Here is an 18,955-nt window from a genome sequence, read left to right on the forward strand (position 1 = left end):
CCGGATTACCAGTCATAGTCTTCAACGTATGCATCAAATTCTTGTGTGGTGGTAACTCCGCAGTTTCTGAGGATATTCAGTATATGCTGTTGTTCGGAAGGAGAGAGTAAACGTTCGCCTTTACGGGCACGATAGTAGGTTCTGCGTCCTAAATAATTCATTAGGTGCAGGATAACGGTTTGCATTTGTTTATAAGGTAGATTCTCTAAGATTCCGATGAATCCTTGGGCGTATCGTACTTTTGTACTGGAACGGTAATGGGGACAGCCGCCTTTCACGGTAGACAGATATTTGGGACTGATGATAATCCAGTGCTCTATGTTTTCCGGTACGCTTTGTTCTGTAAGTTGTCTTAGGCAGGTACCTGCTTGGGGGCATTGTCGGTTAAGGCACATCGAATATTGATAAGGGACTTTTGCAAAGTCAATTTTTTCTTCCATGATTTGTAGATGTTTGTTGAGCAAAAGTAGTGAAAACTTATTGAAAAATAGCCTGAAAGCAAAGAAGTTTACTTTCAGACTACCACTTTTAGTCGAAATCTCAATGAATAGCCGCTTTCAGAAGTGAACTGAAGGACAGCAATTGAAATAGCGGCACACTATTGAATAAAGGATTATTGCTCTTTAGAGAAAGAATAAGGCATATCTTCTTCTTTCGTACCTCTGTTCATATTCGGTTGATTACTCATATCTACTTTGATGATACCACCTTTGAATAATTCTTCGTGGCGAAGATAATTTTTAGTATAGTCAGTGCCGTTTACGTTCATCGAATTGACATAGAAGTTCTTTTTACTGTTGTTCGGGGCATCAATCACCAAACTGTTGCCATTCTCAAAATGAAGTGTGGCTTTCTTGAATAAAGGAGCGCCTACGATATATTCATCCGTTCCCGGACAAACAGGATAGAAACCTAATGCAGAGAATACATACCAGGCGGAAGTTTGTCCGTTGTCTTCGTCACCGCAATAACCGTCAGGCCCCGGAGTGTACATTCTGTCCATGACTTGGCGCAACCAGTACTGGGCTTTCCAGGGCTGGCCTGCATAATCATATAAATAAATCATGTGCTGGATAGGCTGATTGCCGTGTGCATAATTACCCATATTCATAACGGTCATTTCGCGAATTTCATGAATCACCTGTCCGTAGTAACTGTCATCGAATACGGGAGGTACAGCAAAAACGGAGTCCATCATAGTGACGAACATCTCTTTTCCGCCCATTAAGTCGATTAGTCCTTGCGGATCATGGAACACAGACCAGGTGTAGTGCCAGCTATTTCCTTCTGTAAAGGCATCGCCCCATTTCAATGGAGAGAATGGTGACTGGAATGTACCGTCTTCATTGCGTCCGCGCATTAATTTAGACTCCTTGTCGAAGAGATTTTTGTAATTCATGGCACGCTTTGCAAAAAGATTGATCTCTTTTTTCGGGCGTTTCAGTTCTTTTGCCAGTTTGTAGATACACCAGTCGTCGTATGCATATTCCAGTGTACGTGCTGCATTCTCGTTGATTTTCACATCGTATGGTACATATCCCAGCTTGTTATAATATTCATGTCCCAAGCGTCCTGTTGAAGATACTTCAGGATGTACATTCTCTGTTCCATGCAGCAATCCTTCATACAGCGTTTTTATATCGTCCACTTTCACGCCTTTCATGTAAGCATCTACCAGAACAGAAGCCGAATTATTGCCTACCATACATCCTCTGTGTCCCGGACTTGCCCATTCGGGGAAGAACCCGCTTTCTTTATATGTATTGATAAGCCCTTCCTGCATCTCCTTGTTAACCGAAGGATACATCAGATTCAGTAACGGGAACAGACATCGGAACGTATCCCAAAAACCTGTGTCGGTATACATATATCCCGGCAATACTTGTCCGTTGTATGGACTGTAATGAATCGGCCGGCCGTTCGCGTCCAGTTCGTAGAACTTGCGCGGGAACAGGAGTGAACGGTATAAACAGGAATAGAATGTACGATATTGATCCAGATTGCCACCTTCCACTTCAATTTTTCCTAATACCTGGTTCCATGCTTCTTTTCCTTTCTTGGCTACTTGCTCGATATTGTCCTTGCCCAGTTCTTTCATGTTGACAGCCGCCTGTTCGAAGCTGATAAAAGAAGAAGCAATCCTTGCGTGCACCTGTTCGCCCTTATGTGTCCGGAAACCGATAATAGCTCCGGCATGGTCAGTTGTTTGTTCGGTAACGTTTTCTTGAAGATTGCCATTGGCTACTGTTGCTTTGTATGTGAAAGGCTTGTCGAACTCGATGATAAAGTAATTCTTGAAGTTTTCGGGAACTCCTCCGCTATTGCGGGTGGTATAGCCGATAATCTTGTTTTCCTCCGGAATCACTTTGACATACGAGCCTTTGTCGAAAGCGTCCACTATGATATAAGAATGTTCATTTTCCGGGAAAGTGAAGCGGAAAAGGACAGCGCGTTCCGTCGGTGCCATTTCCGTCACGATGTCATGTTCGGCGAGATATACTTTATAATAATAAGGAGTGGCGATCTCCCCTTTGTGGGCAAACCAGCTTGCGCGCTTTTCTTCGTTAAACTCCGGTTTGCCTACTACGGGCATGATAGAGAACTGTCCGTAGTCGTTAATCCACGGACTGGGTTGATGCGTCTGCTTGAAACCGCGAATCTTGTTAGCGGTATAAGTGTATTGCCAGCCGTCACCCATTTTTCCTGTCTGCGGAGTCCAGAAGTTCATCCCCCAGGGACGGGCAATGGCCGGATAAGTATTACCTGTTGATAATTCGAAAGTAGACTGGGAACCCATTAGCGGGTTGACATACTGTGTCCGGTCTTTGGCTTTGGCAAAGAATGTGCAAGCAAGTACACAAACTATTATTAATAGTCTTTTCATGGCGTATATGTTTTAATAGTAAGCAATCAAACGTATTATCTCACTCCCCATTTCGTGGGTTGGGCGGTCATTTTGATTTCCATTGTTCCTCCGTTTGCAATATCCTGATGATGGAAGAATGGGGTATTCAACGGTTGGCCGTTCAGTGTTACGCTTTCAATATATTTGTTCTTCTTTTCGTTGTTTTTTACTACGATACTGAATGTCTTTTCTTCGGGCAGATTAATAACTGCCTTGTCGAAGGCGGGACGTCCGATAGAATATATCGGTTTGCCGGGACATACCTGATAGAATCCCATAGAATTGAGTATATACCAGGCAGACATTTGTCCGCAGTCTTCATTACCTGACAGTCCGTCTGTACTGTTGGCATATTGGCTTTGATAAACACTGTCTACCAGTTCCTGTGTTCTCCACGGGCGGTTGACGTAGTTGTACAGGTGAATGACGTGATGACTCGGTTCATTGCCGTGCGCATATTGTCCGATAAGGCCGCTGATGTCTGACGAAATCATTTCTCCTTCGAGTGATGAATCTACCGTAAACAGTGAGTCGAGTTTTTGTACAAAAGCGTCTTCACCTCCCATTAGATTAACCAATCCATCTACATCGTGAGGTACAAACCAAGTCCATTGCCAAGCTGTTCCTTCGCAATAATCATCGCTGCGGTGAGTAGAGGCACGTGGGTTGAACGGGGTACGCCATTCACCTTTTGAATCCAGTCCGCGCATGAAGCGGGTAGATTTGTCGAAATAAAACTCGTAGGCTTTGGCAAAACGTTCGTATTTGGCTTTTGTTTCAAAGTCGCTCATTGCTTCAGCGAAGATAGAAATACACCAGTCGTCGTATGCATATTCCAACGCTTTGGCTACCGATTCATTTTCACGGTCACAAGGAATGTAGCCGATTGCGTTCTTGTAATATTTGGCTTTCGGCATAAGGTGGGGTAACACCAGGGCCGGGCATTTAATACCGGTAGTGTCATATTCCGCAGCGCGCAGAGATGCTTTGTATGCTTCTTTGGCATCAAAATTACGGTAACCTTTCATATATGCATCCACGATGACCGGAACGGCATGATAACCAATCATAGTACCGGTATAGTTGGAGCCCAGATCCCACATCGGGTATATTCCGCCTTCCTGATGTTTTTTGATGAGCGAATTGATAAACTGATTGTTCAGATCCGGGTCGATAATTGTCATTAACGGATGCAGTGCACGGAAGGTGTCCCATAAAGAGAATACAGTATACAGGGGATTGATTGTATCTCCCTGATGTACTTCGAGATCCATTCCCAGGTAACGTCCATCTGCGTCCGTGAACAGGTTCGGACTGATAGCCGTATGATATAGAGCGGTGTAGAAGATCGTTTTGTCGTCCTTGTCGGGAGTCGTAATATCTATCTTTGACAGATACTGATTCCAAGCGGAGCGTGCATTCTTGCGCACTTTATCGAAATCCCAGCCGGGTATCTCCGATTCTACATTCTTGCGTGCACCGGCTATGTCGACGGCAGATATACCTACTTTAACCAGTACTTGTTCATCTTTGGTGGTATTAAAGTGTAATAAAACTTTGCAGACAGGAAGCCGCTTACCGTTATCCATAGTGATGGAATCGGTCACCAACGTATAAGAGAACGGTTTGGAGAACTTGGCATAGAAATTAATATATTGGTCGAAAGCCCAATAAGTTGTTTTCTTATGTCCGCAGATTTCCGTGTCGCTGATAACCTCGATCCCCATGTCGGAATTAGTCTGCCGTTGCAGGCTGTAATCCAAGTCAAGAATAAATCCGGCTTCGGAACTTTCGGGGAAGGTGTAGCGATGGATAGCGCCACGTTTGGTAGCCGATATCTCGGCTTTTACCTGATAAGTGTCCAGAAAAACGGAATAATATCCCGGTTCTGCCGTTTCATTCTCGTGCGAGAAGGCGGAGGAATACGCTAATTGCTGACTTTGCGGATCAGTGGTCTGATATCGCTGTTCGCCGACAGTCGGCATGAGTAGTACGTCGCCGTAGTCACAACATCCTGTGCCACTGACGTGCGTGTGTGAGAATCCGTTAATGGTAGAGTCTTCATAATAATAGCCTGAACAGGCATCCCAGCCATCAATCCGGGTATCCGGGCTTGGCTGGATCATTCCGTGCGGAACTACTGCTCCGGGAAACGTATGCCCGTGTCCGCCGGTACCGATAAAGGGATTGACAAAAACGCTATAATCTTTCTCATTAGTGGGAGCTGTACAGGAGTTGAGTGCGAAGAATCCTCCTAAACATCCTACTATTAGGAATGTTTTTAGTTTCATGGTAGTAATAGCTTTTAGTTTTGCCGAAAGCAATCCCTTTATTTCGGGGAAATAAAGATATTGCTTCCTACAATTTTATAATCAATAGGTATAGAGTTTTGTAATGACGTTAGCACAGAATCGATCGTCGACTTTCTTCTCAGTACACCGGAGTAAGTCTTATCCGCCCGGATGTCCGGTGACAGGATAATCTTCACGTCATAAAAACGTTCCAGTGCTTTCGTAATGGTAAAGATATCGGCCTTTTGGAATGGAATCAGGTTGTCGTGCCATACGGCGTCCAACTTAGCATCCACCTGTTTCACAGTCAACCGTCCACTTTTTTTGTTTAACTCGGCACGTTGGCCGGGGGCGAGAATAATCTGCCCTTCCTCCTTATTGCCTTTCACTTCAATTTCACCTTCAATCAGTGTTGCTTCCGCTACCCGGCAACTCTTATCGGATTTAAAGTTGAATGTGGTTCCCAATACACGTACACGCATAGCGTCGCTTTGTACGGTAAATGGTTTATGACGGTTCTTTGTTACCTCAAAATAGGCTTCTCCTTCCAGATAGACATTACGTTCTTTTTCAGAAAACTCGCGTGGATACTTTAAGGTCGCAAGGTTGTTCAGCCAGACTCTGGTACCGTCCGGTAGAACCACTTCCTTTACGATACCTTCGTTGGCAACGGCGACCATTAATTGCTGGTCTGCCCCGTTATGATAGAACCAGTACCCGGCTCCGCCTCCCATAAGAAGAATGACGGCAATAACGGCAGCATATCTCATCCAACGATGCATACGCAGTAGTTTGGCCTGTTTCCCTTTTGCTTCATCCAACTTTTTGTATAACAGCTTTTCAGCATGAGCTATCCGTTGTTCGTCGGCATATCGGTCGAATTTACCCAAATGATAAATTTCTTCCATGCGAAAGAGTTGACGGGCATTTTCTTCCGATTCTTTCATCCAAGCATTTACTTCGATGATTTCTTCTTCCGAGCATTGCCCAGTCAAATATTTATTCATTATGTCTTCACTTAGATTTCTCATTTTCTTTTCCTTCATATAAATAATACAATTCAGAACCTAAAAACACTTAGCTTACTTGCACAAAAATAAGACTATAATGATCCAAAGAGGATCTAGACGACTGCGTAAGTACTTCAGTGCCTTGTACATATGTGCTTCTATCGTGCGTAGTGAAACCCCGAGGACATCGGCTATCTCTTTGTTTTTCATATCATGCAGATAGCTGAGTTTGAAAACTTCTTTGCACTTGTCCGGAAGTTCGTTGATTGCATCGTAGATTTCTTTCCGTAGTTCCCGGTCTTCAATCCTCCGGATCACTTCGTTGTTGTCCGGTTGATAGAATTCGGCACGCCTTTGGTTGATTTCTTCCATGGCGGCGCAGTAGCCGTCTTCCACATTGCGATGTTTCAGGACGTTGAGAGCACGGGTGTAAACGGCACGATAGAGAAAGGCTTGGATCTGATCTCCTATCTCTATGGTGTCTTTCCGCTTCCATAATTCTACAAATACATCCTGCACTACGTCCTCCGCTTCTTCCTCACCCACCAGACGGGTGGCGTAGAAAATCAGGTTGGGATAGTATCTGCGGAACAGTGCTTTATAAGTAATATCGAAGTTTTCGTTCATGCTCTCGGTCAGTTAAGTTTGGTTTTATTTATGGATTCTTTTCTTCGAATATGACGCCTATTGCTTTAGGGGTGTTACTCATTTCGAATTCCACAGTAGCTCCGCTCATGATCTGTTCATGGGTGAGATAAGTCTTATCGTAAGGTTGGCCGTCCACTTTGATTGACTGGATATAGATATTTTCTTTGTTTACGTTCGGAGCGAGTACTGTAAAAGTCTTGCCATTGGCGAGATGCAGCTTGATTTCCGGAAATAGGGGAGTGCCTATTTCATATCTTCCGCTGACCGGATTTACAGGATAGAATCCCATAGCACTGAATACGTACCATGCCGACATCTGTCCGCAGTCTTCATTGCCGCAAAGGCCGGCCGGTTCGTTCTTGTAGAGCTCATTCATTACTTTTGCCACGTAATATTGAGTCCGGTCATTGAATCCTATCGAATTGAACAGGTAGATAACGTGGTGGCTCGGTTCGTTGCCGTGCGCGTATTGACCGATCATTCCTGTGCTGAAAAGTGGGAGCTCGTCATCTTCGGACGGATGATAGGTAAACATACTATCCAGCTTTTCCGCAAACCGGTTTTTGCCTCCTACGAGATTGACCAGTCCGTCAACATCATGCTGTACAGACCAGAAATATTGCCATCCGTTGCTTTCGCAAATATGCGGAGTATAGTCGTCTGCTTTGAAATCTTTGATAAAGACGCCTTTGTCATCACGCGGTTGCATGAATGAAGTGGCCGGGTTATAGACATTCTTGTAGTTTTGCGAACGTTTATAGAATTCGTCTGCAATATCTTTCTTGCCCATTTTCTGTGCCATTTCGGCGATGCAGTAGTCATCGAAAGCATATTCCAGTGTTTTGGATAACGACCAGTTTTCTGCGTTATAGCTATCCGTCACGTTATAAGGTATATATCCTAATTTTTTGTAAAGCCCGATGCCCCGGTAATTGTCCAGGTTGGCAGTTGCTACGCAGGCAGCCAGTGCCTTTTCCGCATCAAAGTCTCCGATTCCTTTCAGATAAGCGTCTGCAATCACCGGAACAGCGTGGTAACCGATCATCATGTCCGTTTCGCTGCCGTAGAAGTTCCATACCGGCAGACGTCCGTTCTGTTCGTAGAAAGCGATGAAGGATTTCACCATATCGTTGACACGCTCCGGTTCGGTGTAGGTAAAAAGCGGGTGAGCGGCACGGTACGTGTCCCATAAGGAGAAAGTGCTGTAATTTACCCAACCGTCGGCTTGGTGTACTTTCTTGTCGGGACCGTAATAAGCTCCATCCACATCACTATAAATTGTCGGGGCGATCATTGAATGATAGATAGCTGTGTAGAAGTTCACTTTATCATCTTCGTTGTCACTTTTTACTTCAATCTTTCCGAGTTGGCGGTTCCAGTTAGCTTTGGTTGCAGCCAGATATTTGTCGAAGTTGTTTTCGGGGACTTCAGCTTGCAGGTTCTTGGCAGCTCCTTCCATGCTGACGCCGGAAATGGCTGTGCTGACAAGTATCTGCTCGCCTTCTTGAGTGTTGAAGTCGAAGCGTGCGATAGTAGCTGTGCCGATACGTTTGTTCTCTTTGACGATAGCCATTGTATCCAGTTCTATTTTCTCGAAAGGCTTGGAGAAGCGGGTACGGAAGTAGATGTGCTGATCTCGTGCCCAGCCGTCAGAGAAACGGTAACCTTGGATAGTGACGGAGTCTATCACCTCAATGTGAGAGTCGTTGGTAAAGTCCCAATTCATCGCTTTCTTCAAGTTCAGGAAGATAGCGGATTGAGCTTCGGGAAAGGTATACCGTTGGATACCGCAGCGTTCGGTTGCCGTCAATTCGACGTTGATATTATAATCGGTCAGGCGTACCTGATAATAGCCTGCATAGGCGCTTTCGTCATCGTGGGAGAACTTGGAGTGAATGCCCAGTGGAGCTTCTGCTTCTTTGTAAGGCAGCGTGACAGGCATAAAAGAGATATCATACAGATCTCCAGCTCCGGTACCGGAGAGGTGCGTGTGGCTGAATCCGGCAATCGTACTGTCCGGGTAAAAATATCCGGAGATGCGGTCCCAGCCGGGGAGTCCGTTATCCGGACTAAGTTGTACCATTCCAAATGGCGCTTGTGCGCCCGGATAAGTGTTTCCGGTGAAGTCTGTTCCTATAAATGGATTTACATAAGATGTGTAATCTATTTCATGTTTCTCTTGTGTAGGGGTACAAGAAATCAGCATGCAGATTAACAGCAGGCATAGACAAGTGGGTGTTCTCATCGTTCTTTGGGTATTAGTGATTATTTATTTTATTTATTTGAAGGATAAGAAAAATAATTAATCTGCGTGCAAAGGTAGAAAAAAACTGTGACAACCCTATATTATATACGCAATATTTTTAAAGTGAGGAAGATAGACTTTATAATTGTGTTTGTGCTTCCCGATATCGGAGATGTCCCTCACTGGCGTCGGAGACCGAGCCCTTGGTATCTTGATTCAAACCTTCTCTGCGTCCGGATTTGGATATAAAAATAGAGTGTGTCTCACAGTAATTCCTACCTTAAGACACACTCTATTTATTTTATTTACTTACTCTTAGATTCCTGCAAGTTCGAGTACTTTTTCAACTGCTGCCGGTAACCCGTCAGCGTTTTTGCCTCCGGCTGTTGCAAAGTGAGGCTGGCCGCCGCCGCCACCTTGAATCAGTTTGGCAGCTTCTTTCACCAGATTACCTGCTTTCAGACCACCGGCTACGAGGTTATCGCTAATCATAACTGTCAACATCGGTTTGCCTGCATCCGTACTTCCGGCTACGAAGAATAAGTTTTCTGTAATTTCGCCACGAAGCTGGAAAGCAATATTCTTCACCACTTCTGCGGGTAGAGGAGCACAGAACTTGATTACTTTGATGCCATGAATTTCCTGTATATTCTTCAACAGTCTTTCTTTCAAGGCCGCTTCTTTTTCTTTCATGAAATCTTCCACTTGTTTCTTCAAACCGGCATTCTCTTCAAGATATTTGCGGATAGCAATTCCCAAGTCAGGAGTGTTGTTGAAGAGTGCCTTCAGATCGCTGAGCGTATCCTGGATAGTATCCAACATTTCTTCTACACGTGCACCTGTGTAAGCTTCGATACGACGGACACCGGCAGCAACGGAACTTTCTGAGACAATCTTCACCATGCCGATGTTTCCTGTTGCGGCTACGTGTGTACCTCCACAAAACTCAATAGAAGAACCGAATTGAATCACACGTACTCTGTCACCGTATTTTTCGCCGAAAAGAGCGATAGCACCCAGCTCTTTTGCTTCTTCGATAGGAATGTTACGATATTCCTTCAAAGGAATATTGGCACGGATTCTTGCATTAACGATGTGTTCCACCTGGCGGATTTCTTCGTCTGTCACCTTCTGGAAGTGAGAGAAGTCGAAACGCAGTGAGTCCGGAGTGACCAATGAACCCTTTTGTTCGATGTGTTCGCCCAATACTTCGCGGAGAGCAGCGTCCAGCAAGTGAGTGGCCGAGTGGTTGGCTGCACAGGCAGCGCGTTTGTCGGTATTTACACAAGCCATGAACGGAGCTTCCGGGTGTTCCGGTAACTTTTTGGTAATATGTATCGGAAGATTGTTTTCTTTCTTGGTGTCGATTACTTCAATCGTTTCAAATTCGCTGACCAATACACCCGTGTCACCTACCTGGCCACCACTTTCTGCATAGAACGGAGTGTAGTCCAATACGATTTGATACAAAGTCTGGTTCTTTTGTTTGATCTGGCGATAACGGAGGATAGAGGCTTCATATTCGGTATAATCGTAACCTACAAATTCCGTTGTTCCTTCTTTCAGTGTAATCCAGTCGCCTGTCTCGATAGCGGCAGCGTTACGTGCACGCTGTTTCTGCTGTTGCATTTCCGCGTTGAATTCTTCGAGGTTTACAGTCATTCCGTTTTCGCGGAGAATCAGCTCTGTTAGGTCGAGCGGGAAACCGAATGTATCATATAAGGTGAAGGCATCTTTGCCGCTGATCTCTATTTTTCCGGCAGCCTTGGTATCTTCCATTGTCTTGTCCAACAGACGGATTCCGGTTTCCAGTGTGCGGAGGAATGCTTCTTCTTCTTCTTTGATAACTTTCTCGATCAGGGTTTTCTGTGCTATCAATTCAGGATAAGCGTCTCCCATGTTATCAATCAATACCGGAAGCAACTTGTACATGAATGCTTGTTTTTGTCCGAGGAAAGTATATCCGTAACGAACAGCACGGCGGAGGATACGGCGAATTACATAACCCGCTTTTGCGTTAGAGGGCAATTGGCCGTCTGTGATAGAGAAAGCGATGGTGCGGATATGGTCGGCAATCACGCGCATAGCGATATCCTGCTGTTTGTCTTTTCCGTATTCTGTGCCTGACATGACAGCAATCGCTTTCAGCATCGGTTGGAATACGTCCGTATCATAGTTGGACGTTTTGCCTTGCAGTGCCATACAGAGACGCTCAAATCCCATACCGGTGTCAATTACTTTTGCCGGAAGCGGTTCGAGGCTACTGTCTGCTTTGCGGTTATATTGCATAAATACAAGGTTCCAGATTTCAATTACCTGCGGGTGATCGTGGTTGACTAGATCACGACCGGAGATTTTTGCACGTTCTTCAGCAGGACGGAGGTCGATATGAATTTCGGAACAGGGTCCGCAAGGTCCTGTATCACCCATTTCCCAGAAGTTATCGTGTTTGTTGCCATTGATGATATGATCTTTCGGTAGGAATTGCTCCCAGTAAGAAGCGGCTTCGTCGTCACGGCTCAGTCCTTCTTCGGGGCTTCCTTCAAATACAGTGGCATAGAGATGTTCCGGATTCAGTTTCAGTACTTCTACCAGGTATTCCCATGCCCAGTTGATTGCTTCTTTTTTGAAGTAATCACCGAAGGACCAGTTGCCGAGCATTTCAAACATGGTGTGGTGGTACGTATCGTGTCCGACTTCTTCCAGGTCATTGTGCTTTCCGCTTACGCGCAGACATTTCTGAGAGTCCGCGACTCTTTGGTATTTCGCCGGGTGGTTACCCAAAATAATATCTTTAAACTGGTTCATACCCGCGTTGGTAAACATCAGGGTAGGGTCGTCTTTTATCACCATGGGAGCCGACGGAACGATGTGGTGTCCTTTCGACTCAAAGAAATTCTTGAATGAATCTCTGATTTCTTTTGCAGTCAACATATCTTCTATATATCTATCGTTGAGGTTAATATTCTCAAAAAACTGTGCAAAGATAGCTTGTTTTTATTACTTTTGCCGTATTAACAAGCGAAATATTTCCAAAAAGATGCGCAAAGTATACTATATCTATAATCCACAGACCCAGACTTATGACCGAATTTATCCTACTGTACGGCAGCGTGCGCTCAGTATCCTGCGCAGACTCTTTTACGGTATGGGGCTGGGAGCAGGCTGTTTCATCGTGTTGCTCTTTATCTTCGGTTCACCGTCAGAAAAGGAATTGCGAATAGAAAACAGTCGTTTACAGGCGCAATATAATGTACTTTCCCGCCGTTTGGATGACGCCATGGGGGTACTTCAGGATATTCAGCAGCGTGATGATAACTTGTACCGCGTGATTCTGCAAGCTGACCCGGTTTCTCCGGCTATTCGTCAGGCAGGATACGGAGGTACGAACCGTTATGAAGAACTTATGGACTTGGCCAATGCCAAGCTTGTCGTAAATACCACTCAAAAGTTGGATGTATTGTCCAAACGACTGTATATTCAATCCAAATCTTTTGATGATGTGGTGGATATGTGCAAGAACCATGACGAGATGTTGAAATGTATTCCGGCCATTCAGCCTATTTCCAATAAAGACCTTCGTCAGACCGCTTCCGGTTACGGAACGCGTATCGATCCGATTTATGGAACGACGAAGTTTCATTCCGGTATGGACTTTTCGGCTCATCCGGGGACAGATGTATATGCTACCGGAGATGGAACTGTCGTGAAAGTGGGATGGGAAACCGGATACGGTAATACGATTGAGATAGATCATGGCTTTGGATATATGACGCGCTATGCTCACTTGCAAGGTTTCAATACGAAAGTGGGTAAGAGGGTTGTACGTGGTGAAGTTATCGGAAAGGTGGGGAGTACGGGAAAGAGTACCGGACCGCATCTTCATTATGAAGTGCACGTGAAAGGTCAGGTGGTGAATCCTGTAAACTATTATTTCATGGATCTGAGTGCAGAAGATTATGAGAAGATGATACAGTTAGCTGCCAACCATGGTAAGGTGTTCGATTAAATTTTAAAGAAACAAAAGAATGCTATGCTCAATACGGATAAGGAATTAAAGCTGTATTATTCAATAGGTGAAGTGGCCGATATGTTTGGTGTCAATCAGTCTTTGCTCCGTTTCTGGGAAAAGGAGTTTCCACAGATCTCTCCCAAAACAACGGGAAGAGGGATACGCCAGTATCGCAAAGAAGATGTGGAGACGATCGGACTAATTTATCATTTGGTTAAGGAAAAAGGAATGACCCTTCCGGGTGCCAGACAGCGGTTGAAAGATAATAAAGAAGCTACTGTCCGCAATTATGAGATTGTGAACAGACTCAAAGCGATAAAGGATGAGTTGCTGGCAATCAAACGGGAACTCGACGGGCGGGAGTAAATTTTCTCGCCCCTACTTGCAAACATTTTAATTCGATGACTATTCTTCTACGCGGTTTACCTGCTTGATATTCTGAATCTTCTTCAGGTTGTTACAGATTGTCTTTACGTCTTCCACATCATGTACCCACAATTGTATCTTTCCTTCGAAGATGCCATCGTTGGTTTCGATTGTCAATTTGCGGATGTTGACATTCAGTTGTCGGGAGATAACTTGGGTTACTTCATTTAAAAGCCCCATACTGTCTATTCCTTTTATATATATATAGACGAGGAAGGAGAGTTCTTTGTGGGTATCCCATTCGGTAGCCAGAATACGGTTACCATAACTGCTTTTCAGCTTGGCTGCAACCGGACATTGGCGTTTGTGGATAATAATCCGGTCGTTCTCATCGACATATCCCAAAACATCATCACCCGGAATGGGATGACAACATTCTGCCATGATATACTTCTTTTGAAGGCTTTCTTCCGTCAGTTTGAGTATTTGTTTCGGGTTAATTTTTTCTTTCTCTTGAGGTTGCTCTTTTTCTTCCGGCTTTTCTTTATTGGTATTGCCGAAAGAGAAAGTGAGGTATTTCTTCCAGTTGCTGGTTTGTTTTTCTTTCAGTTCGTTCTTGTCCACTTCTCCCAAAATGATAACCTTGCTGCCGATAGCTGCCAGCAGTTCCTCTTCGTTTTTGGCATTATGCAATTTACGCAATTTTTCAATCACGGAATCTTCCGGACGGATTTCCTCTTTTTTGAGAAATTCGCTAAGGATTTCTTCACCAAGCTTTTGGTTTACTTTGCGTTCTTTGCGCAGAATAGCGGCTATTTTGGCACGGGCACGGGCGGTTGTTGCAAACACCTCCCATTGCGGCTGTACACGTTGCGATTTAGATGTCAGAATCTCCACCTGGTCGCCACTTTGTAACTTGTGACTTAGTGGTACGAGTTTATGATTGACTTTGGCGCCGATACAATGGCTGCCGATATCAGTGTGCAGTGAGAAAGCAAAGTCCAGTGCTGTTGAATTTTGCGGCATCGTCTTTAACTCCCCTTTCGGTGTAAACACAAATATTTCGGAAGCAAAGAGGTTCAGTTTTATTGTATCCAGAAAGTCGATAGCGTCCGGTTGCGGATCATCCAGTATTTCCTTGATCGTTTTCAGCCATTTCTCTAATTCGCCTTCGTCCTCACTGCCGCCTCCCTCTTTATATTTCCAGTGAGCTGCGAAGCCTTGTTCGGCAACGTCGTTCATTCGTTCGCTGCGAATCTGAACTTCAATCCATTGCCCGTTGTTCCCCATCAGGGTAACGTGCAACGCCTGATAACCATTTGCCTTCGGATGACTTACCCAGTCACGGAGGCGGTCAGGATGAGGCTTGTATATTTTGGAGATAGAGACGTAGATATCGAAACAGTCGTTGAGTTCCTCCTCTATGTTGCGAGGCTCAAAAATAATACGGACGGCCAGTAAGTCGTAGATTTCTTCGAAAGGAACGTGCTTGGTCTGCATCTTGTTCCAGATTGAGTAGATTGATTTTACGCGGGCGAGAATCCGGTATTTCAATCCCATTTTATCGAGTTGTGTACGGATAGGAGCTGTGAAATCGTTGAATACCTTGTCGCGTTCGGCTGCTGTCGCATTCAACTTTTCTTCTATCTCGGCATATTCTTCGGGATGTTCGTATTTGAAACTTAGATTTTCGAGTTCGGTCTTTATTTTATAAAGCCCCAGACGGTTGGCAAGGGGAGCGTAGATATAAAGAGTTTCGCCGGCTATCTTGTATTGCTTGTTGGGCAACATGGAACCAAGGGTACGCATATTGTGCAGGCGGTCGGCTATTTTGATAAGGATCACCCGGATATCGTTCGACATGGTAAGCAATAACTTTTTGAAATTTTCTGCTTGTGCCGAGGCACGGTCGCCAAAGATACCTCCGGATATTTTAGTAAGTCCATCTACAATTTGGGCAATCTTTGGACCAAAGATGTTTTCGATATCTTCTACCGTATAATCGGTGTCTTCCACTACATCATGCAGTAACGCTGCACAAATAGAAGTCGATCCGAGACCGATTTCGTTGCATACGATACTCGCCACAGCAATCGGGTGCATAATATAGGGTTCGCCCGAACGGCGTTTGATTCCTTTGTGCGCCTGATTGGCAAAGTTGAAAGCCTTCGTAATGATTTCAACACGTTTGCGATGTTTTGTAGCGAGATAATCATTCAGCAGTTCGTGGAACGCCTGATTGATCATCTCTTCATCAGCTATTTCTTTGGGGGTCAGATTATCCATAATTGTTATCCTTTCACTTGCTTACTTTTGCAAAAATAAGCAAATTTCCGAACGGTGCAAGCGGGATACCGTTTATTTGTATATTTTCAATCGTTTTCCTGCTGCAATCTTGGTGTTTGACATTCCGTTCCACCGCTGTATATCCTTAACACTGACACCATATTTTCCGGCAATAGTCGACAGAGTGTCTCCACTTTTTATTGTGTAGTAAGACAGTTTTCCTTTTCCAGCAACGGCTGTTGTAGCTTTGCGGGTACTAGGTGTATTCTCTTTTACGGCAACAGTTTTTCGGTTACGGAACAATTCATTCGAGCGATGTGCATAGATTGTATCTTGTTTGTCGATGAAATTGCTGATTGCTTCGATCGGCAACCGCAGGGTATAAGGCTTGCTGTCACCCGGGATAACTTGTTTCTTGTACTGTGGATTCAAACTCTTTATTTGATCCAATGGCACATTACAAAGATCGGCAATCTGTTCGAAATGCAGGTTCTTGTTCACTTGCACAGTGTCTGTGCTTGCCGGAATATTAGTTTCCATTGGACAAATATTGTGGTCGCAGTAATAGGTCATCACATAGTTGGCTGCAATAAAGGCAGGTACATAACCACGTGTTTCTTTGGGTAATAAATTGTAGATTTTCCAGTAATCCGTTTCACCGTTGGCGCGACGGATTGCTTTGTTGATTGTGCCGGGACCACAGTTGTAGGCGGCAATTACAAGGTTCCAGTCGCCGTAAATGGCGTACATCTCTTTCAGATAACGTGCGGCAGCCCATGTTGCTTTGATCGGGTCACGGCGTTCATCTACCAAACTGTTGGACTCCAGACCGTAGATTTTACCTGTGCCGATCATGAATTGCCACAAGCCTGATGCGCCGGCACGTGATACGGCGGAAGGGTTCAAAGCTGATTCAATGATAGGAAGATATTTAAGTTCCAATGGAAGTCCGTATGCATCCAATGCTTCTTCGAAAATCGGCATATAGAAGTTGCAGGCGCTCAGCATAAAAGAAACTTGATTACGTAGGCGTCCTGCATACATATCTATGAATTTGCGTACAATGTCGTTGTATGGCATTTCCATAATAGCCGGGATGCGTGAGAGGCGGTCCATGTAAACAGAATCACTGAATAAAGGATTTACTTCAGCCGTGCTGCAATCTTTGCCCAGATCAATGTAATTTTTGGCTTTCCAATCGTTCAGCAAACTGTCGAGCGGATAAGTCATACTCATAGGCAGGTCGATGCTTTCCTTACGTTCTGTACCATTTTCACGAATCACCACATCTACACTTTGGGCTTTTACTTGGGATGTTGCCAATAGTAAAAGAAGAATAATCGAACAATAGTTAACTAATTTCTTCATGCTTCAATAATAAGATCAATCTAAATTGTGTTTTTAAAATCGTAATACGCATTGCAAGCCGACCGATTTGCTTTTCAAACTATTTGAACGGAACTGGTTGTTATTGTCGATAACTGCCGGTTCCACTTTCATACTTAGGTCGGGGGTTATATCGAAGTTGGACAACTCGGCATCTACATAAGCGTCAATGATAGAGATGAGGTAAACTCCGATAAATGCAAATATACTAAGGTCCCGGTAACGCCGGAACATATCCTTTCTTCGTTTTAACGTACTTTTTAATTGTTCCTCGTTGTAAGAGGAATTAGGGGGCAGCAGATCTTCATAACTTTTAGTGTTTGGATTGCTGTCCATAATGTCCAAATAGGCTTGCGAATAGTCTTTATACATCTTGCCATTCCAACTCAAGGCATACGCACAACCGGCAAATCCTCCATATATAATAGGCAGTTTCCAGTATTTGCGGTTGTAAATCTGTCCTCCACCCGGGAATACGACGGCAAGCCAGGTAGCTTTGGTCGGATTAGGTACGAATATCTTTTTATTAATGTCTTGGGATGGAGGCGGAACCGTATCGGTATTCACGACAATGGCTGCCGGCTGTTCTATCTTCTTCAGTTCTTTTTTGTTGGCTGCATCAAGGCTGTCGGCTACTTGTATTTTAGCTGCCGATAAACTGTCAATAGACTGAAGATGCTTAGGAGGTAACACTATGCTGTCTTTTCGCAATGAATCTTGCTCTTGCATAGGGTCACGATGTCTTCGTGCACGGGCTTTTGGCGGTTCTCGGTGCGTAATGGTAGTATCTTTCTGAACTGGAGTTACAGGGGCTTGTGCATACACATCAATCCCTGCCATCTGTAAAAAACAGAGAAGCAGGGTGCTGATTAGTAACTGATATTTCTTGTTTTTTCTTGTCATTTATTTCTTTAGCGTATCGAAGATTTCCATGATACGTTCCAATTCCTCCTCATTACTGAAAGGAATACTAATTTTCCCTTTCCCCTTTTCGGAGCAAGTGAGTTGTACCTTGGTGCTGAAAAAGCCTGAAAGTTGTTGCTTCAGTAAGTTAAATTCTTCCGGAAGTTTGGCACGTTTCGGAGTTATTTTCCGCGTACCGCTTTTCACAGCTTCACCTTCACTTAATGATTTTACAATCTCTTCGACTTTGCGGACTGAATATCCGTGTTCTTGTATTTCTTCGAATATTTTTACTTGTAGTTTAGGGTCGCCTAATGAAATCAACGCACGGGCATGTCCCATGTCTAACTGCTTGTTTTGTAGCGCCATTTGGATAGGAGCGGGTAGCTTGAGCAGACGCAAGTAATTGGCGATAGTCGTCCGGTTCTTGCCGATACGCTCGCTAAGGCGTTCTTGGGTCAGTTCATATTGGTCTAGCAGATGTTGATAAGCCAATGCGATTTCTACAGCATTCAGGTCTTCACGCTGGATATTCTCGATCAGCGCCATTTCCATCATGTTTTCGTCGTCGGCTGTGCGGATGTAAGCAGGGATTGTTTTTAATCCGGCTCTCTGTGAAGCACGGTAGCGGCGTTCACCTGCGATAATTTGGTATTCATTGTCCGATACCTTACGTAAAGTGATCGGTTGGATGATACCTATTTCCGCTATTGAATCAGCCAGTTCCTGCAAGGCCGTTTCGTCAAACTCACGGCGAGGCTGGTTAGGGTTGACTGAAATCTTAGCTAACTCTATTTCGTTAATGGAAGAAGAACCTTCGGTTTTCACATCATCCATTGAGAGCAAGGCGTCAAGTCCGCGTCCTAATGCATTTCTTCTTTGTGTTGCCATATCTTCTTCGTT

At 44.5% G+C, this 18,955-nt stretch carries 13 protein-coding genes; 2 read left to right on the forward strand and 11 right to left on the reverse strand.

Features of this window, described 5'->3' with window-relative positions:
• Positions 1-5 precede the first annotated feature (5 nt).
• The 7 genes from CGC64_RS06745 to alaS form a co-directional block, all read right to left on the reverse strand.
• Positions 6-440, reverse strand: coding sequence for a DUF6078 family protein (locus tag CGC64_RS06745; protein ID WP_005677148.1), 435 nt, complete (start codon positions 438-440; stop codon positions 6-8).
• A 173-nt stretch (positions 441-613) separates the two neighbouring features.
• Positions 614-2,884, reverse strand: a complete 2,271-nt coding sequence (locus CGC64_RS06750) for a GH92 family glycosyl hydrolase (RefSeq protein WP_005677149.1) — start codon at positions 2,882-2,884, stop codon at positions 614-616.
• Positions 2,885-2,919: 35 nt separating this feature from the next.
• The gene (locus tag CGC64_RS06755; protein ID WP_005677151.1) at positions 2,920-5,196 is read right to left on the reverse strand and encodes a GH92 family glycosyl hydrolase; all 2,277 of its coding nucleotides are present in this window, start codon (positions 5,194-5,196) and stop codon (positions 2,920-2,922) included.
• Positions 5,197-5,234: 38 nt separating this feature from the next.
• Positions 5,235-6,242 (reverse strand): FecR family protein, encoded by a 1,008-nt coding sequence (locus tag CGC64_RS06760; protein ID WP_005677153.1) that lies wholly within the window; start codon positions 6,240-6,242, stop codon positions 5,235-5,237.
• Positions 6,243-6,278: 36 nt separating this feature from the next.
• Complete coding sequence (locus tag CGC64_RS06765; RefSeq protein ID WP_005677154.1) at positions 6,279-6,833, reverse strand: RNA polymerase sigma-70 factor; 555 nt, start codon at positions 6,831-6,833, stop codon at positions 6,279-6,281.
• 28 nt (positions 6,834-6,861) lie between these two features.
• Positions 6,862-9,099 carry a GH92 family glycosyl hydrolase gene (locus CGC64_RS06770; RefSeq protein WP_005679868.1) on the reverse strand — a complete coding sequence of 746 codons (2,238 nt, stop codon included), beginning with the start codon at positions 9,097-9,099 and terminating at the stop codon, positions 6,862-6,864.
• Positions 9,100-9,414: 315 nt separating this feature from the next.
• Positions 9,415-12,033 carry an alanine--tRNA ligase gene (alaS, locus tag CGC64_RS06775; protein WP_005677156.1) on the reverse strand — a complete coding sequence of 873 codons (2,619 nt, stop codon included), beginning with the start codon at positions 12,031-12,033 and terminating at the stop codon, positions 9,415-9,417.
• A gap of 106 nt (positions 12,034-12,139) precedes the next feature.
• On the opposite strand from alaS, the gene CGC64_RS06780 reads away from it, so the two are divergent.
• Together CGC64_RS06780 and CGC64_RS06785 are read left to right on the forward strand one after the other, a co-directional pair.
• Positions 12,140-13,108 carry a M23 family metallopeptidase gene (locus CGC64_RS06780; protein ID WP_005677157.1) on the forward strand — a complete coding sequence of 323 codons (969 nt, stop codon included), beginning with the start codon at positions 12,140-12,142 and terminating at the stop codon, positions 13,106-13,108.
• Positions 13,109-13,132: 24 nt separating this feature from the next.
• Positions 13,133-13,477, forward strand: a complete 345-nt coding sequence (locus CGC64_RS06785; RefSeq protein WP_005677158.1) for a MerR family transcriptional regulator — start codon at positions 13,133-13,135, stop codon at positions 13,475-13,477.
• Positions 13,478-13,516: 39 nt separating this feature from the next.
• On the opposite strand, the gene CGC64_RS06790 is transcribed toward CGC64_RS06785, so the two are convergent.
• From CGC64_RS06790 to CGC64_RS06805, 4 genes are all read right to left on the reverse strand, one after another.
• Positions 13,517-15,763 carry a RelA/SpoT family protein gene (locus CGC64_RS06790; RefSeq protein ID WP_005677159.1) on the reverse strand — a complete coding sequence of 749 codons (2,247 nt, stop codon included), beginning with the start codon at positions 15,761-15,763 and terminating at the stop codon, positions 13,517-13,519.
• Between the two features lie 72 nt (positions 15,764-15,835).
• The gene (locus CGC64_RS06795; protein WP_005677160.1) at positions 15,836-17,131 is read right to left on the reverse strand and encodes a lytic transglycosylase domain-containing protein; all 1,296 of its coding nucleotides are present in this window, start codon (positions 17,129-17,131) and stop codon (positions 15,836-15,838) included.
• 33 nt (positions 17,132-17,164) lie between these two features.
• Positions 17,165-18,052: a DUF5683 domain-containing protein gene (locus CGC64_RS06800; RefSeq protein ID WP_005677162.1), complete on the reverse strand. Its 888-nt coding sequence runs from the start codon at positions 18,050-18,052 to the stop codon at positions 17,165-17,167.
• On the reverse strand, positions 18,053-18,943 hold the full coding sequence (locus tag CGC64_RS06805; protein ID WP_005677163.1) for a ParB/RepB/Spo0J family partition protein: 891 nt from the start codon (positions 18,941-18,943) through the stop codon (positions 18,053-18,055).
• Positions 18,944-18,955: the final 12 nt, after the last annotated feature.

The sequence above is a fragment of the Bacteroides caccae genome (assembly GCF_002222615.2).
Taxonomy (GTDB): domain Bacteria; phylum Bacteroidota; class Bacteroidia; order Bacteroidales; family Bacteroidaceae; genus Bacteroides; species Bacteroides caccae.

Bases quoted from the DNA above. Each gene is read 5' to 3' on its own strand.
- CGC64_RS06745 (WP_005677148.1), bottom strand. From the start codon at position 440: ATGGAAGAAAAAATTGACTTTGCAAAAGTCCCTTATCAATATTCGATG.
- CGC64_RS06750 (WP_005677149.1), bottom strand. From the start codon at position 2,884: ATGAAAAGACTATTAATAATAGTTTGTGTACTTGCTTGCACATTCTTT.
- CGC64_RS06755 (WP_005677151.1), bottom strand. From the start codon at position 5,196: ATGAAACTAAAAACATTCCTAATAGTAGGATGTTTAGGAGGATTCTTC.
- CGC64_RS06760 (WP_005677153.1), bottom strand. From the start codon at position 6,242: ATGAAGGAAAAGAAAATGAGAAATCTAAGTGAAGACATAATGAATAAA.
- CGC64_RS06765 (WP_005677154.1), bottom strand. From the start codon at position 6,833: ATGAACGAAAACTTCGATATTACTTATAAAGCACTGTTCCGCAGATAC.
- CGC64_RS06770 (WP_005679868.1), bottom strand. From the start codon at position 9,099: ATGAGAACACCCACTTGTCTATGCCTGCTGTTAATCTGCATGCTGATT.
- alaS (WP_005677156.1), bottom strand. From the start codon at position 12,033: ATGTTGACTGCAAAAGAAATCAGAGATTCATTCAAGAATTTCTTTGAG.
- CGC64_RS06780 (WP_005677157.1), top strand. From the start codon at position 12,140: ATGCGCAAAGTATACTATATCTATAATCCACAGACCCAGACTTATGAC.
- CGC64_RS06785 (WP_005677158.1), top strand. From the start codon at position 13,133: ATGCTCAATACGGATAAGGAATTAAAGCTGTATTATTCAATAGGTGAA.
- CGC64_RS06790 (WP_005677159.1), bottom strand. From the start codon at position 15,763: ATGGATAATCTGACCCCCAAAGAAATAGCTGATGAAGAGATGATCAAT.
- CGC64_RS06795 (WP_005677160.1), bottom strand. From the start codon at position 17,131: ATGAAGAAATTAGTTAACTATTGTTCGATTATTCTTCTTTTACTATTG.
- CGC64_RS06800 (WP_005677162.1), bottom strand. From the start codon at position 18,052: ATGACAAGAAAAAACAAGAAATATCAGTTACTAATCAGCACCCTGCTT.
- CGC64_RS06805 (WP_005677163.1), bottom strand. From the start codon at position 18,943: ATGGCAACACAAAGAAGAAATGCATTAGGACGCGGACTTGACGCCTTG.